This window comes from Photobacterium aquimaris (assembly GCF_002954455.1).
GTDB lineage: Bacteria > Pseudomonadota > Gammaproteobacteria > Enterobacterales > Vibrionaceae > Photobacterium > Photobacterium aquimaris.
Window position 1 is genome coordinate 1,038,861 of the sequence record NZ_MSCC01000002.1, and the last position, 15,905, is coordinate 1,054,765.

The window sequence follows — 15,905 nt, forward strand, 5'->3', positions numbered from 1 at the left end:
ATGAAAAAAAGTTCTTTGTATTTAGCATTCTTACTTAGCTGTTTTCCGACTGCGGTTTTTGCCACTGAAATGCCCCATGCGGAACATCAGTCACCAGACCAGCACGATTATACTAATATTCAGCAAATTAACGCTGCATTAACCATTGAAAATGCGACTGCAAAAGCTACCATTCCTGGCGCAAAAGTCAGTTCTGGTTATATGAAAATCATCAATAATAGTGATAAAGCAATCACCCTGACCGGCGCGACCACAGCTATCGCCAAGCATACCGAATTTCATCGAATGTTTATGCGTGATAGCAAAATGGCAATGCGTAAAGTAGATATGCTTGAAATTCCAGCAAAAGGCAGTGTTACCCTTGCAAGCAATGGCTATCACCTGATGTTTATGGGGGTTAAAAATGCGCTTAAAGCCGATCAAGTGATCACAGTGCGCATGCAACAAGCTGATGGTGAACAGTTTGATGTTCAGTTATTAGTTATGCCATTGAAAAAGCATTAATCGGAGCGCTGAAATGAAAGATGCACAACTTTTTATTATTGGAGTCTGTCTATTGCCAAGTATGTTTATTGCACCAGCAACGGCAAAAACATCAATGGACAGTATACTAGAGAGTCAAGCTATCCCTTGTTCGAGCGAATTGATACAACTTGCTGACGCAACATTGAAAACCAACCCTCACCGTATATTGTCTTATACCGATAAATCAGACGATATTCACCTCTTTAATGCACTAGCAGTAACCAGCTATCGCGATCGTGATAGCCATGTTAGCTTTCACGGTGTAAAAAATACCGCTGGCCGCTGTGATACATCTGTCACAGAAAGTTACGTATTACAAACTTCGTGTTCTGATGCTCGTCACGAAGCATTCAGTAAATGGGATTTTCAAGGCAAGCTCAATGACAGGACTTATGTACTCAATAGTAAACGTATTAAAGGCAAACAAGCTTTTTTAACTGATCAATTACCCAATATTTGTTTAGTCACAACTAGGCAAGTGATCAGTAATTAATATTATTGTTATTTAAGAATCAGTAATAAATAACCACACATAAAAAGGCTCAATTAAGAGCCTTTTTATATATGTATCCCAAACTCGAAATTGAGTGGTGAAGATGTTAAAATCGCCGCCCTTATTCGTAATAGATACCATCATGCACGCATCTGACACTAGCTTCACCCGCTTTATCGCAGCAACTGATATCCACCCACTACCTGAGCGGTTTACGTTTCCGTTTTGCTACACGCCTCATCCCTTATGCGTGTTAGCCGCTCAAGAGTTACAGCACCATATCGATACTCAACAGCAGTGGCAGCATAATTTTGGGTTAGACAACAATGATGCGATTGGTCACATGTTTGGCGTGTTATTAGTTCAAAACCAACAAGGTGAACTCGGTTATTTATCGGCATTTTCAGACAAGATTGCCAATCTAACCCACCTACCTCACTTTGTTCCCCCAGTGTGTGATGAACGCAACATCGATCCGGCGATGAAGGCTCAGCAAGCGTTGATTGATGAACTTAGCGCTAAAATAACCGCAATTGAGTGCAAGCCAAGCTACACTCAATTACAACAGCAGTATCAAACAGCTCAAACTCAAGCTGAGTTAGCCGCTGAATCATTTCGATTACAAATGATAGAACAGCGCAAACAACGTAAATTACAACGCAAAGCGGCGGAGAAAAGTAATGATAGTGAATTCATGACTCAAGAATTCCATCGCCTTGCCCGTGAAAGTGCATTTGATAAGCACCAACAGAAAACAATTCGTCAGCAGTGGGCTCAAACACTGGCCGATATTAGCGATAAGTTACAAGCTGATACAGCAGAGTTGGCCTTACTCAAATCAGAATACGACAACTTAACGGCTACATTACAACAACAGCGCTACGCACAATATCAATTTCTAAATCAGTATGGCGAAACACAAGATTTAAATGATCTCTTTGGTGGTATAACACCGCCACAAGGTGCGGGAGATTGCGCCACCATTAAATTACTTCAACATGCCTTTAAGCAACATCTGAAACCTTTAGCGATGGCTAAATTTTGGTGGGGAGCCTCACCTGCAGCACAGATTCGTAAGCACAAATATTTTTATGAAGCGTGTAAAAACAAATGCGAGCCGATTTTACAGCATATGCTAGCAGGACTAGACATTGATGCTAATCCACTTTTACAAAACCCAGCGGAAGGCAAAGAGCTAGAGATTGTGTATCAAGACGATGCGATGGTGGTTATCAATAAACCGGCAGAGTTTCTATCGGTTCCTGGAAAAACCATCACCGATTCTGTTTATAGCCGTATGCAAGCGATGTTCCCTGACAGTGATAGTCCATTAATTGTCCACCGCTTAGATATGTCGACCTCTGGGTTAATAGTCATTGCACTTACCAAAGATGCGCATAAAGCCTTGCAAAAACAGTTTATTGAACGCACCGCAGAAAAACGTTATGTGGCATTATTAGATGGTATTGCCGAGCAGGATCACGGTGAAATAAACTTACCAATGCGAGTTGATTTAGACGATCGCCCGCGCCAATTAGTCTGTTATGAACACGGTAAACCTGCACTCACAAAGTGGCAGGTTCTTGAGCGTAAATACGGTAAAACCAAGGTTTATTATTACCCCAAAACAGGCCGTACTCACCAACTGCGCATTCACTCTGCCCACCACAACGGCATGAACATGCCGATTATTGGTGATGACTTATATGGTCAAAAAGCAGATCGTTTACATTTGCACGCACAATACCTTGGCCTAACCCACCCCGTCACTGGTGAGCCAATGGTATTTGAGGTCGATGCTGATTTTTAAGTAGACTTTGAATGGGCTAAATCTACAAAGCTAAAGAAGTTAACTGACTCCCAATAATAGGTGTCCAGCTATTGAGGGGTCAGTTAAAAATCCTATTAAGAATCCAAATGAAACACCCCACACATCTGCGTTTATTTTCAATTTTATAAACCTACTTCATACGAACTTATTCTCAACAATCACTAAAAAAGCAATGATTGGAACCAAACACATAAAAAGAAGCTGAGCGATAGTAATTATCAGCAGTCGATACTGTGTTTGAAAAAATCTTTATTATTCGATGAGATAAGCAAACCATTGGAGATAGCGATTATAATGATGGAAAAATAAAAAAGTAAAAACCACCATAGAAAAAAATAAATGCTATAAAAGTCACCAAACCGGCAAAAAAATTTAACTTATTAGCATAATAACTAATCCAGCCACCGGAAAAGAATATATTTTTTGTAACTAATGCGTACACCGCATTTAATAGCGAAATAACAAAAGCAATAAAAAATAGTATTTCCATTACACACCTCATTTTCATAAATATATAGCTAAGTAGAAGTCACTAAATATATCCAATAAAGTTGAAGGAAGACCAAAATAAATTATTCACAATATCTATATTTATCTACCAACGCAGCACAATCATTGAATCATAAAAATATAAATTACTTTGTAATGTGTAAGCGCACCATAAACACCACACTCTAACCACTCAACACGACAAACAAAATCCCCCCTTCAATCCAAAAAATATTTGAAATGCCGACTAACCAGCCAAGAATGGAAAATCCTGATCAAACAATTTGCATCGAGTTATTATTAAATATTCTACATGACTTGCCGCCAACTTATGTTGCTGGATTAATGGGCTTACCGCAATTATCGAAAATGACACTGATTTATCTTTATGCAAAGGAGAATTTATCTAATTTACAAATAAGCAAAGCGATATAATCATTAAAGATCGTAGTGAAAAACGTAAGACTGCAGCAACATTATTCAAAAAGCCACCACCGCTAAGCGTCAGATCCAGTTTTCATATCAAACAATAATCGAACTAGCGCTCTAAATGCCCCCACATTAGCGTTATCAGTTTCTTTTAATGGAAATAAACAAAAGCGCATCGCATTAATATCAAGTAACCTATTAGCATATATAACGTCTTTAATTGCAGTGGACGTACCGCAACCTTAAAATAATCATCAGCATTTTTTAGATATGCTTGTACTTTTGTAGGACTTAATCCTTCAACACGTCCACCAATACCATCATCACCACGATTATCATTCCAAAATAAATGACAAATTTGATTGCCTGCACCCAATAATATATCGCAATCAAAGGCATAGTTAGGCATACCAATAACTGCTAAAAAATCCTGATAGCGATAGAAATTTTCCTGATTTTAAATAATAACAGCCTGTTTACCTATCAGTTCTCCTGCACATTTAAATCCAGAATTAGTTGATAGAACAACAAAAGGAATTTGAGATTCGCAGTATTGATTTAACACTAAAATATGCGAAAAACTGGTCGTGAAATCATGCGATGAACCTTGATAGGCGGCCTCAACTCGATCTTGTACAATCGTTTTATAAAGTGCTTGATGTTTCTCGGCATCAATAATATCTAAAAGATAACCACCACGAACTCGCTCAGCCTGATAAATATTACGCCATTGTTGTGGATCTGAAAAAGGCAAACAGGTAATAAAACACTCTAACTTTATAGTCTTTCCTTGTTCAATTTTCTGTAAATATTGATTTAGTCTCATCAAATTATCCATCACTTATGAGCAGTCTTGATGCTATTAATTCCCATATATTTATGCAAATACATTACATAATGTTCGTGAACTAACACTAATATTACGTCTGTATTAATACATTTCTATCTGAGCATTTTAATTTTCTTTTAGTTACTAGCCTAAAACTCACTTCTGCCACTTCAGACCTTCTCGACATTCAGATAAATACTTAAATGGGAAAGGTCGCACTGTCGCTAGCTTATTACGAATAAAATAACTCTTTGTTAAATCTAAACAAAGCTGTTTTAAATCTTCTGGGCCGTCAAGATATCTAAGATGGTTAAATTGCCCCCTGCTAAATTTAAAGCCACCCTTTTCACTACCAACAAAATAGGCAGAGTGTTCTTCATCATAAAAGTGTCCCGTTAAGGCTTCGAGATATTCATTGTGATCACCCTTCAATGAGTAATTCAGCATCACTCCAGTCTCTTCAAAATATCTATCAATGAGAGCTTGCTCTGCAGTAGAGCGATATCTAATTTTGGCTGTTTTGAGATCTTCTTTATAAAACTCTTGCTGCATTGGGAGTTTTTCTAGCATGGACATAAGCTTGTCATGAATTGGATCTTTGGAATAGGTCGTGTCTGAGAGATACTGTTCAATAAACTCACGGCGAATACCGTGTTGATTACTCCCTTTTAGATAATCAAGGACTTCAAAAAGTTTAGTAGCATCAGGAATGACGGCGATTTTTTCATGAATAATGGTACAAAGTTTAGGTGGTTGCTTCTCCATATCAATCACATAATTCAGTGTTTCAAAATAGCGTTGCTTTTCAGGCAATTCAATATTTAGATCATCAAAATAAAACTCATCTTGTTGCTCGTACTGAAAGCTGCCATTATCACATTTTAAGATGTTGAAAATAGGCTTCTGACCTCTATATTTGGGCTCTTCTCTCTCAACGAACCAATAGGTTCCCTTCAACGTTTGAATGAGGAACTGACCTTGCATACACTCTTGTTTGATCGCTATTTCTTTTACTACAGTATCAATAATCGGACTTAACTCATTTCCTTTGGGTTTAGGTCTAACCGAAGTAATCGTTGAATTATAAATACTTTGCGTCACTCTATCTGATGAATAAAATCCAGCTTTAGGATCGGACAGCCCCGCTTTTTCATAATCTTTAGCACTATCTAGCACCACAAGTAACGGTTTTTTACTATCGATGTCCATCTGCTTTATAAATTCAACTTGGACAGGCCATTTTTGACGTTTCAGCTTTTCAATACCATTCTCTTTTAAAGAAGCATTAACAACTTGCAGACCGCCAGCACTATCAATAACTTGATAAATACGCTGGTATACTTGTTCGATATCACGCTTCTTGTAATGCTCGCGCCAGCTGGCCTTAATAGGCTTCAATTGCAACGATAAAATATCAGAAAAATGCGTATTCATCAGACTAACAAACTGATAGATCGCACCAGTTTTCGTCTTTTGCAGCGATATTGAATCTTGCCCAGAAATATCAATAGCATTGGTCGTAAACTTTTTATTCCCAGGGCTATATACAATAAGATTACCTTGAGAGTGACGTCGTAACAGTCCACTCCCCATATCAAATTCAAATTTGGCTTGCTTCTCAATGTAACCAGCAGGTTTATATACCGTTTCTAGCGGTGAAAATGTTGTTCCATCCATAGAAATGAATAACGAGTTAAAGCGCATGCTCTCCTTGAGTTCAAATTTCAAACATTTATATACGGTATGCTCAAAAAACTTATCAGTCTCTACAAAAAGAAACGTTTCACCAAGCCCTGAAAAAAAATGACTTGGCGCCACTTTACCTAGTGCACGTACAAATAAACGTCCCAATAATAACTTGTCACAATCTTCAAACGCTACACACTCAAAAGCGATATCTGGTGATTCAAATTTGATTTTGTCATGCTTGTCGAGCAACACCCAATAGTGACCAGAATGACTAATAAGCGCTGTTGGCTTAGAAGAACGCTCTACTAAACTCAATTTCCTCGCGTAATCAACATGCTTTAGGTTTTTACCTAATGATACTTTGTAAACAATATAATTTTTGTTTAGCGCTTCAAAATCAAAAGTAATGTCTATAAGGGTAGTTAAACTTCGACTCATCTTTTTCACTCCGAAAATTGGTTTAATAGTGCTAATAATTGGTTCATCGGAGGGACATTATTTGCACCAGATACATTGTCGATAATTCCTGGTATCTCAATAACATCAGCTTGGATTGGACTTACGTGCTCAACAAACTGCTGATCCTCACTTACATATTTGCGCGAATTTATACCTTCAGCTCCGCTCCAGATAGTATTGATATACATCGCTGTTACACGCTTATTTGCAAACTCCTCCGGTGGATTCATCCTAATTTTATCCAACTTGGTTTTACACTTATCCAAGGTATTGTCATGGACCAGACAGCCTAATTCTAAATTCCAATGCTTAACGTCAACCAAAAGGATTTGATTAGCAAATTCGATGTAGCCATCAAACCACTCCATACACCCTTCGGGCATAGTTTGGATCTCGTAGCCAAACGCCATCAAAATTGCATTGACCGCTTCTTCACCAAGTGCTCCCATGTAAAGATCAAACATGGCTGGCGCTAACACAAAATGAGAACCTCCAAATGTAGTGGCAAAATCATTTGCTTTAAAATGTGCCGCAACTAAAGGGTTAAGCATAAGTAAAGGTAGCCGAGCAGAATGTTCAGAAACTTCTCTTAACCCTGATGAATCCGCAGGGTTAATGAAAATTTCAGTGATTCCTTTCTCATCGGAATAGTTAATTTGATATTGGTACTGACCAAGAGGAGCTTGCACATCGATGTAATAGCGAACATCTTCTCCTGTTGGTGGTAACGACATCGCCGGCTTCTTGAGCATCCAATCACGCAATCTATCGTACTGACCTATTGCATTTCCATTTTGATATTCATACACACTAGTTATTAGTCTTTGAATATGTGCATAATTTCGAGAAGCGCGAGGATGATAGGAGATTGAATACTTCTCTGGAACCTGCGTTTTATAACGCTGCTTGATATCAGCGATTAATGCTTGATACTCGTGCGATGATGACGAAAGGTTGCGATTATCTTTGGCCAGTGTTTCAACAAAATTAGTAACTGCGTCATACATGATAGTAATTTCACGTTGTTTCCATTCAGTTCGACACATTCGGCCAAGTGCTTGCTCAATAAAACGATAAACAGCATATCGATAATCTTCGCTATCTTTATATGTTGCAATCAAAGAGCCTACGGCAAAGCGATTAATATATAGTGAAATAAATGATTTGAGTTTCGATTTGACTTCGTTGGCGATGATAATACCTTTTTCATGGAGCATTAACGCATCATGAATATTCTTTTTAATCGCAATATCTCGCTCATTAGCAACTAAATCTTCACCAATCCGGCTGCCAATCAAGTTCATCGGTTGTTCTAAATAAATTGAGTCAATATCCGTTTTAAACTGGAATGGTTCTTCTCCCTCTGGACCTACATAAGTCAACGAATGATTTGCCCCTATTGAATATGACGGAGATAGGCCTGCTCCAGTCGCCTGATAATTTGTTATCACTGCAACTTTATTATTGGTTCTTTCCAAGAGATTTAATACTTCTTCGAATTTATCATTTCTGAATGAAGCAGCATTAATATTTTCAAAAATTGTAACTCCGTACTTTTGGCCAACCTTTGCCATAAAATCTATAAACTCACGATTTTTATAACTTTTGTTCAGCATACAAAAATGGTAACGGTTATTTGAATTTAGCGAAAATTGTCGAATGGATTCAATTAACTTATTAGCTCGATTAACGGCAAACTTTAATTGTCCCTGGTCTATGTTTAATAATTTGCATAATTCGTTTTCAAGCAATACTGGATGAGTATTTTCTCGGCCATTGAATTCTGAGTAGAGTTCAGCAACTCCCCCCCAAGCCACACGTTCAGAAATGCTTTTTATACTAATTTGGACCTGATTTTCTTTGTATCTTCGTTTATTACAATACTCAGCTTTTATTGCTGCCTTTTGTTTTGAATTAAGAAGCACTAATCGCTCAGAAAGCACATCACTGAGGTAATCGAGATCAAAGTTATGGATTGCTGTTCGGCTTGTCGCTGTAGCACTTACACCAAGAACTCGAGCTCCAGCCAGAACCCAATGTGCTAGTAAACCTGTTGAAGTTAGCGTCAAATCAAATGTGTAGGCGCTAGCGGTATTGTCTGTATCACTATACCTAGCAATGTTGGCTATTTGGTAGCCACTATCGTGAAAGCTATAAGCTTTGTGAGCATTTTGAACTTTGAAACTCAACCTAGTTGAGATCAAGGACATGATGTTTGGCGTGAGTTCGACTAACCCTAAGTTATTAAGTACTTTGCCTACCAAATTCTCTGTCGTGTAGTTTTTTGAGTCATTTAAACTCTCTAAGTTCTTTTTTAACTTAAAGATTGCACTTAGCATTCCATTGCAGAATGTCTTAATAAGTTGGGCGCCATTGTTAATAAACTGTATTGCACTTTCATTTCCACCCGGACCAATTTCATGACAGCCTAGCGCATGGTTTATGTTCGACCTTAATAACTCATGCTTAAAATTAATTGCATGAATAGACATTCTGTCTGATAACAAGGTGAATATCTGATTTTGATTTTCACTCCCTTCATGAATCGTTGCATCTGTGATAAATGGTCTGTAACTGACAAACCATTTCTCTTTGTGCTCCGAAAGAGCCTTTCGAAAGCGGTCAAAACACTTATCAACGTCATTAAATTCAGGGGTACCATGAATTCTAAAACTGTCAAAGCTAGAATAAAACTTACGTGTTAATGCAATAATGTCGTAATCCGAGACGGTATTAATGAGGTGAGTTAAAAACTCACTTTGCTGGCGATCAAACTCATCAAGAATCAACAACGAGTTATCAAGAAAATCGCTGACTCTGTAACTTTTTTTAAGACTGTGCCATGGATAGAGTAACTTTGATGTAGTTAAAAATAGAACCTGCGTTTTTTCCTGATCTATTCTCCTTGCCGGGAATATTCGATCAAGAATTTCATTTAGATTTGTATCTTGGATTTCTTTCTTTTTTAGTTGGGTCTTGAGTAACGTAAAAACCTTATTGCGCTCAGTACGTATTTCTTCATCAAAGATCAGTGTATTACTGCTGTTTTTTATCTGAATTAACAGCTTAACCTTATCAAGTAACGTTTTAACTTCTTTTTGCTGTTGTATATCCAATATCTCAAATATAGTCGCCCAATCCTCAGCTGATAATTCACCAATAGCTGTATCTTGGGCCGGAATCAAAATAACGTTACGTTTGAATTCCTCTTTTTCTTCTTCGCTAAGCGTGGATTTACTATCGATGCGATCAAGCAAGGCTTCGTATGCTTCCTTAACATTAATTCTCAAGTTAGTTGAGTAAATTAACGTTATTTTCGAATCAGCTATTAAGTGTTCTAATTTAAGTTCTGTAGCCTGGTAAGTTTTTCCTAGGCCAGTCTGCGCGTCAATGATTGCCAAAAAACCATCTTTTGACTTGCACGTTTCAGGACCTGCCATTTCCAAGTACGTTTCAAGTAATGCGCTCATAGACTTTACTCCAAAAAGATTCTCAATCAGTTAGTTAACATCTTATTGACTACAAAATAACCAGGCAATATTATGCATACAACAGCGACAGGTAAATACTGAATACATAAACATGTAGAGTAACTAGGCTGGACTTGATGATGAAAAAATGGCCAATCCGTTGGGACCTACTATTTCGATACAGGATGATAGAAATCATTGCCCTTTGGGAAGGAAGGCTAACGACTAACCATTTAATTCAAAGTTTTGGAATTGGCAGACAGCAAGCGTCGAAAGATATAAACACTTACCTTTCCGATATAGCCCCTGAAAACCTTGTTTATGATAAACACCTAAAAGGCTACAAACCCTCTGATAACTTTACTCCACAGCTAACGCGTGGCCATGCCGATGAATATCTACACATCCTTTCAAGAAGTGAAGATATGACTATCACGTTTAAAGAACTCGATATGGGGTTTGATAACACGACCATGGTAAGGCCTCTCGCTCGGAATATCTCCCCAGAGATACTTCGTCCACTCGTACAAGCTATCAGAGAAAACAAACGTGTCGATATAAGCTACACATCAATAAAAGATGGTGTTGAAGTTGAGAGAATTATTTCACCCCACACACTAGTTTGTACATCATTGCGCTGGCACGTTCGTGCCTATTGCGAACATGCAACTGGTTATAGAGATTTTGTACTTAGCCGAATACGAGGTATCCCCTCTCTTGAAGGTAAGAAAGTGATGGGAAAAGACCACGATGACAAGTGGAATACTTCACTCTCTATCAAGTTAATACCCGATCCGAGATTAGCAGATGCACAAGCCGCTGTTGTTGCCCATGACTATGGCATGAAAGAAGGAATATTGAGAATACCGACAAATGCAGCATTGATCCGCTATGTTTTAGATACATATAACATCGATATTAGTGTGCTGGATCTTGATCCGAAGAGTCAGCAAATTATTGTGGCAAATTTTGACGAACTGAAACCATATTTATTTTTTTAAGTACAGAGAATACCTCAAGAACATACTGCACACCTAATAACTAATAATTATTAAGTAAAGTGGACTCGATAACATTGCATTTTCAATCAGTAAATTAACTAATACATATAGATAAGTCAGTATTCACAAATGATGGTAGTGACCTATATCACTCAATTAATATTTAAGAGTTAATAACAACTCACGACTGTATTTAGACATAAAAAACCCTAATAATTGGTATCCAACTATTAGGGTCACTTCACAAAGCCGCTTATCTGTGATGGGTCTTAACTTAAATCAACATTTTTGGTGCCGAAGAACCATGTCATCGCAAATCCAACAAGGTATGAAATTAGCAGACCAATTGTGAATATTGCCATACCAGCAAAAATACCTGAGCTTGATGTCATTAATGGCAAGGCAACAATACCTGATGGGCCAAACACTGTATTTAAACCAATTGGTAACCCCATGTAAGAGACTAATCCAATAAAGAAACCACCAGCCGAACCACCAATACAAGCAGTAACAAAAGGTTTAACACGCGGTAGCGTAACACCATAAATAAGCGGCTCGCCAATGCCTAAGAAGCCCGGAATAATCGCCCCTTTCACTTGCGTTCGTAGCAACGAATCCTTTTTAGCTTTCGCATATAACGCTAATGCTGCGCCAACTTGTCCTGCCCCTGCCATTGCTAAAATAGGGAAAAGTGAATTAAACCCTTGCGCATCCATCAGTGCAAAGTAAACAGGTACAAAGCCTTGGTGAATACCAAACATAACCGATATTAAGAATAGTCCTGCTAAGATCGCGCTTCCTAACGGGTTACCATTAAGGTTGATAAATAACCATGACATACCTTTAAACAACTCACCGCCAATCGGCATGATGATCACAAAAGTCACCGCGCCCATAATCAACAAAGTGATCATCGAGGTTAATATCATATCTAGATTATCTGGAATAAATTGACGAACCTTTTTCTCAACGCCAGCACCAATAATGGCTGCTATTAACACTCCAATAATATTGCCTCGAGGATCAATACCATTACCAAAAAAGTCGGTCATTCCCGAATAAATACCAGAGGTTGCATCTGGGTTATAACCTAATACAAAAAAGGACGCTAAAATCGCACCATTGACACCTGAACCGCCAAAAGCTTGCTGCGCATTATAACCAATAAGGATACTTAAAAAGCTAAACAGCCCTTTACTGAAGACCTTCATATACGCTATTAAATCAAGTAAATGCGCATTAGGTGCAGTTTGACCAATGACAAAAAGTTGTTCTAATAATGTCGCAATACCTAATAATAAACCTGCCGCAATAAAGCCCGGAATTAAAGGCGTAAAAATGGTCGCAAACTTACTCAAAAAACGTTGCGCGGCACTGGTCTGTTTTTTCTTTAGTTGTTGTTTATGCGCAGAAGCAACATCTTTCAGATTCGAATGCTGATTTGATGTATCCCCTGGCTCTTCCGACTCTTTATCAAGCATGCTATTTAACATTTCAGCCGCGGTTTGTGCTTTACCAGGACCTAAAACAATTTGAAACTGATCATCACTCTCAACTAACCCCATTACTCCTGCAATGCGCTTAATTGAATCTCGTTCTGCTAAACTATCATCTTGTAATGTAAGGCGTAATCGCGTCATGCAGTTACCGCATTTGATAACATTAGCCTTACCACCAATTGCCACGAGTATTTGTTGCATCATTGAAACTGTTATTTTGGCCATCTTATGCTCCTTAATAAAACCTGTTGTTCAATCATTTTTGGTCTAAAAGTGCATGACGAATAAAGCCATTATGTTTACTCAATTTTGCTGCTGCTAACTCTGCATCGATATCAAGTAAAATCATTAAGATAGCGGTTTTACAGTGATTCTTGCATTGTGCAAGTGCCTCTGCTGCTTGTGATTCTAAGCACCCCGTCGCTTCAACCACTATATTATGCTGACGCTGAATGAGCTTGGCGTTAGTGGCTTCAACATCAACCATTAGGTTTCCAAACACTTTTCCGGTACGGATCATTGCGCCAGTGGTTAACATATTCAGAACTAATTTCTGCGCAGTACCAGCCTTCATTCTTGAAGAACCCGTTACCACTTCAGGACCAACAATGGGGGTCATATTAATATCTGCTATCTGCGTCATTGGGCTATTGGCATTACAACTTAATGTCGCAACTGTTGCGCCAACGCTTTTGGCGTAGTTCATCGCCCCTAATACATAAGGTGTACGCCCACTTGCAGCAATTCCCACAAGCACATCTTTGTTATTAAAACCAATCTGTTGTAAATCTGCAGCGCCAAGTTCAAAGTTATCTTCTGCATTTTCAACTGCTTTTAAAATCGCTTGATGTCCACCAGCAATCAACCCAACCACTAAGCTAGGATCTGAGCCATATGTTGGAGGACACTCACTCGCATCTAAAATACCTAATCGACCAGACGTTCCAGCTCCGGTATAAATCAACCGACCGCCAGATTGGAAAGCATTTGCAATAAGATCAACAACCTTCGCTATTTCAGGAATAATCGCTTCTACTGCTATAGCCACTTTTTGATCTTCTTGATTAATCACTTTCAACATATCCATTGTTGCAAGCATATCAATATTCTCGCTCACGGCATTTCGGCTTTCAGTCACTAAGGTTGTTAGATCGATTTTCATCATCAGCTCTCTTCAGTTGGAGATTAGGTTTAGAGGCATCATATAGAATAAAAAATTCGATTAAGTGACAATAATCACAACTAAAATTATTCATTTTATGCCAAAATTAAAGAATAAATGTAATTCACAATAACCGTCACCAAACAGAAAACAGCACAAAAACACAATAATTACATAACTTTAAAATCAATCAACAATAAGAATAATCGTTTAACACTAATGAATAATTAATTCAAAAAAGTCAGGTAACTATGAGTATTTTAGAGAGAATGCAAAACCAGCGAAGTCATTTGTCGAGTAATGAAGTGAAGATATTAGACTTTATTCTTGCAGATCCCTCTTCGTTAAGCGGGTATGTGAGTCAGGATTTAGCGCTAAAGGTGGGAGTTTCACAATCTGGCATCATCAAATTTGCGCAAAAGCTTGGATTTAAGGGATTTACAGCCCTAAAGCTTGCCATTATTGAAGATCTTGCTCAACAAAAGGCAATTCTAGAGCCCAAAAGACCGATCCATAACAAAATTCATAGCGATGACTCTTCATTAACCATTGCCCAAAAGTTAATTCAAGAGAAAACCCACGCTTTAATTGCAACAACCAATGCCATTGATTTTGCGAAGTTTGAGGCGATAGTTAACCTGCTCAATCAAGCACAACGTATTCAAATTGTCGGTATTGGTGGTTCAGCATTAACGGCAAAAGATCTCACCTTTAAGCTGTTAAAAATCGGGATCACCGCACTCAACGAACAAGATACGCATGTTCAAGTTGCCACTGCAAATACGCTCACTAAAGACGATATACTCATCGCCATTTCATTTTCAGGTACACGCAGAGAAATACTTGTTGCGGCTCAATCGGCCTATGATAAAGGCGCAACAATTATTGCATTAACCAATATTAAAAAAAGCCCCTTACGAAAATTGGCTCACTATACAATTGATACCATTGCTGATGAAAAACAGTTTCGAAGTTCTTCTATTTCTTCTCGAACGGCACAAAATGTCATTACCGATCTGCTTTTTATGACGCTATTACAACTTAAAAGTGATAAAGCAAAACTATTACTCAATGAGATATCCTCCGCAGTGGAAAGGATTTGATTTATTTTGAACAAATAATGTCGGTATAAAGGGCATAATATTTTTTATAAAGCTCGGCTGGTATTTGGGCTTTATCCGGCCACTGAATCCCCTTCTCATCATCTTTCTCACTAATCACAAAAGAAACGACCCATAGCTTTAAGGTTTTCTCGCCTTGAATCTGGAAATCAAAGCTATGTGGTATTGCCTGCTTAAAACCTGAGTGTGAAGGATACACCAAAAACATTTCTGGGTTTTCTATATCAGCATCAAAGTAATGATGAGGTTTTGGATGATTAGCTATCTCTAAGCTCTAAAATCAGTGAGGATGTTTGACCACGTAATGTTTAACATTGAGCTGTAGATTATCCCCTGATTTTACTTTCTCTAATACTGGATGGTATCCGAGCGCTTAGTTATTAACTAATGACGCTGTATGCACAAGTGGAGTCGTTGATATGAGAGTAAATGTTGGAATTGATATAAGCAAAGATTCTTTAGATTTCTGTTTATTACTAAATCAAACCAAGAGCGGTCGTAAATTTAGAAGCTTTAAAAATCGGAAAATCGATTATTTCATTATTAATGATTGGTTGTTAAAACAAGCTAAATGCCAACCACATGAGATCGTTATTACGATGGAATCTACAGGTGTTTATCATGAAGCTATCGCTTTATTTTTACACTCGTCAGGTTTTCAAATCATTATTTCAAATCCAGGCAAAGCGAAGAAGTTTTCTCAATCGCTAGGGCTAGTTCATAAAACTGACAAATTAGACTCATATATGCTTGCAAGGTACGGAGATGCACAATATGAGCATGTTTCTTTCTGGAAACCAGATGCCGAGAATATCAGGTCAATCAAAATGTTAGTCCGTAGACTCTCTGCATTGGAAAAAGATAGATTGAGAGAAAGTAACCGACTTGAAGCTAGCACTATTAGTGGC

Annotated in this window: 14 protein-coding genes; 6 read left to right on the forward strand and 8 right to left on the reverse strand. The window is 38.0% G+C overall.

Going from position 1 to position 15,905, the window contains the following annotated elements; genetic code table 11:
- The 3 genes from BTN98_RS15375 (at position 1) to BTN98_RS15385 (ending at position 2,828) form a co-directional block, all read left to right on the forward strand.
- Positions 1–504, forward strand: a complete 504-nt coding sequence (locus tag BTN98_RS15375) for a copper chaperone PCu(A)C (protein ID WP_060999421.1) — start codon at positions 1–3, stop codon at positions 502–504.
- A 13-nt stretch (positions 505–517) separates the two neighbouring features.
- Positions 518–1,018 (forward strand): hypothetical protein, encoded by a 501-nt coding sequence (locus BTN98_RS15380; protein WP_060999423.1) that lies wholly within the window; start codon positions 518–520, stop codon positions 1,016–1,018.
- Positions 1,019–1,160: 142 nt separating this feature from the next.
- On the forward strand, positions 1,161–2,828 hold the full coding sequence (locus BTN98_RS15385) for an RluA family pseudouridine synthase (protein WP_060999426.1): 1,668 nt from the start codon (positions 1,161–1,163) through the stop codon (positions 2,826–2,828).
- Between the two features lie 310 nt (positions 2,829–3,138).
- Here the strand turns inward: BTN98_RS15385 and BTN98_RS15390 are convergent, their stop codons facing one another.
- The 5 genes from BTN98_RS15390 to BTN98_RS15410 all read right to left on the reverse strand — a co-directional run bounded on the left by BTN98_RS15390 (position 3,139) and on the right by BTN98_RS15410 (position 10,214).
- Positions 3,139–3,339, reverse strand: a complete 201-nt coding sequence (locus BTN98_RS15390; protein WP_060999427.1) for a hypothetical protein — start codon at positions 3,337–3,339, stop codon at positions 3,139–3,141.
- A 579-nt stretch (positions 3,340–3,918) separates the two neighbouring features.
- A complete protein-coding gene (locus tag BTN98_RS15395; RefSeq protein ID WP_060999429.1) occupies positions 3,919–4,176 on the reverse strand; it encodes a hypothetical protein in 258 nt (85 codons plus the stop codon).
- 48 nt (positions 4,177–4,224) lie between these two features.
- Positions 4,225–4,593 (reverse strand): hypothetical protein, encoded by a 369-nt coding sequence (locus BTN98_RS15400; protein WP_060999430.1) that lies wholly within the window; start codon positions 4,591–4,593, stop codon positions 4,225–4,227.
- A gap of 159 nt (positions 4,594–4,752) precedes the next feature.
- Positions 4,753–6,723, reverse strand: coding sequence for a hypothetical protein (locus BTN98_RS15405; protein ID WP_060999432.1), 1,971 nt, complete (start codon positions 6,721–6,723; stop codon positions 4,753–4,755).
- A 5-nt stretch (positions 6,724–6,728) separates the two neighbouring features.
- Entirely contained in the window at positions 6,729–10,214 is a 3,486-nt protein-coding gene (locus tag BTN98_RS15410; RefSeq protein WP_060999434.1) for a hypothetical protein, read from the reverse strand.
- 140 nt (positions 10,215–10,354) lie between these two features.
- Here BTN98_RS15410 and BTN98_RS15415 point away from each other — a divergent pair, with 140 nt between their 5' ends.
- Entirely contained in the window at positions 10,355–11,215 is an 861-nt protein-coding gene (locus BTN98_RS15415; protein WP_060999445.1) for a WYL domain-containing transcriptional regulator, read from the forward strand.
- A gap of 269 nt (positions 11,216–11,484) precedes the next feature.
- Here BTN98_RS15415 and murP read toward each other — a convergent pair whose 3' ends face one another.
- Together murP and murQ are read right to left on the reverse strand one after the other, a co-directional pair.
- A complete protein-coding gene (murP, locus tag BTN98_RS15420; protein ID WP_060999435.1) occupies positions 11,485–12,939 on the reverse strand; it encodes a PTS N-acetylmuramic acid transporter subunit IIBC in 1,455 nt (484 codons plus the stop codon).
- A gap of 31 nt (positions 12,940–12,970) precedes the next feature.
- Entirely contained in the window at positions 12,971–13,876 is a 906-nt protein-coding gene (gene murQ, locus BTN98_RS15425; protein WP_060999436.1) for an N-acetylmuramic acid 6-phosphate etherase, read from the reverse strand.
- A gap of 251 nt (positions 13,877–14,127) precedes the next feature.
- Between murQ and BTN98_RS15430 the strand changes: the two genes are divergently transcribed.
- A complete protein-coding gene (locus tag BTN98_RS15430; protein WP_060999437.1) occupies positions 14,128–14,979 on the forward strand; it encodes an SIS domain-containing protein in 852 nt (283 codons plus the stop codon).
- 1 nt (position 14,980) lies between these two features.
- Here BTN98_RS15430 and BTN98_RS15435 read toward each other — a convergent pair whose 3' ends face one another.
- The gene (locus BTN98_RS15435) at positions 14,981–15,205 is read right to left on the reverse strand and encodes a hypothetical protein (protein WP_060999438.1); all 225 of its coding nucleotides are present in this window, start codon (positions 15,203–15,205) and stop codon (positions 14,981–14,983) included.
- Positions 15,206–15,416: 211 nt separating this feature from the next.
- Here BTN98_RS15435 and BTN98_RS15440 point away from each other — a divergent pair.
- Positions 15,417–15,905 (forward strand): IS110 family transposase (locus BTN98_RS15440; RefSeq protein ID WP_146107036.1); only part of this gene is annotated, 489 nt, incomplete at its 3' end.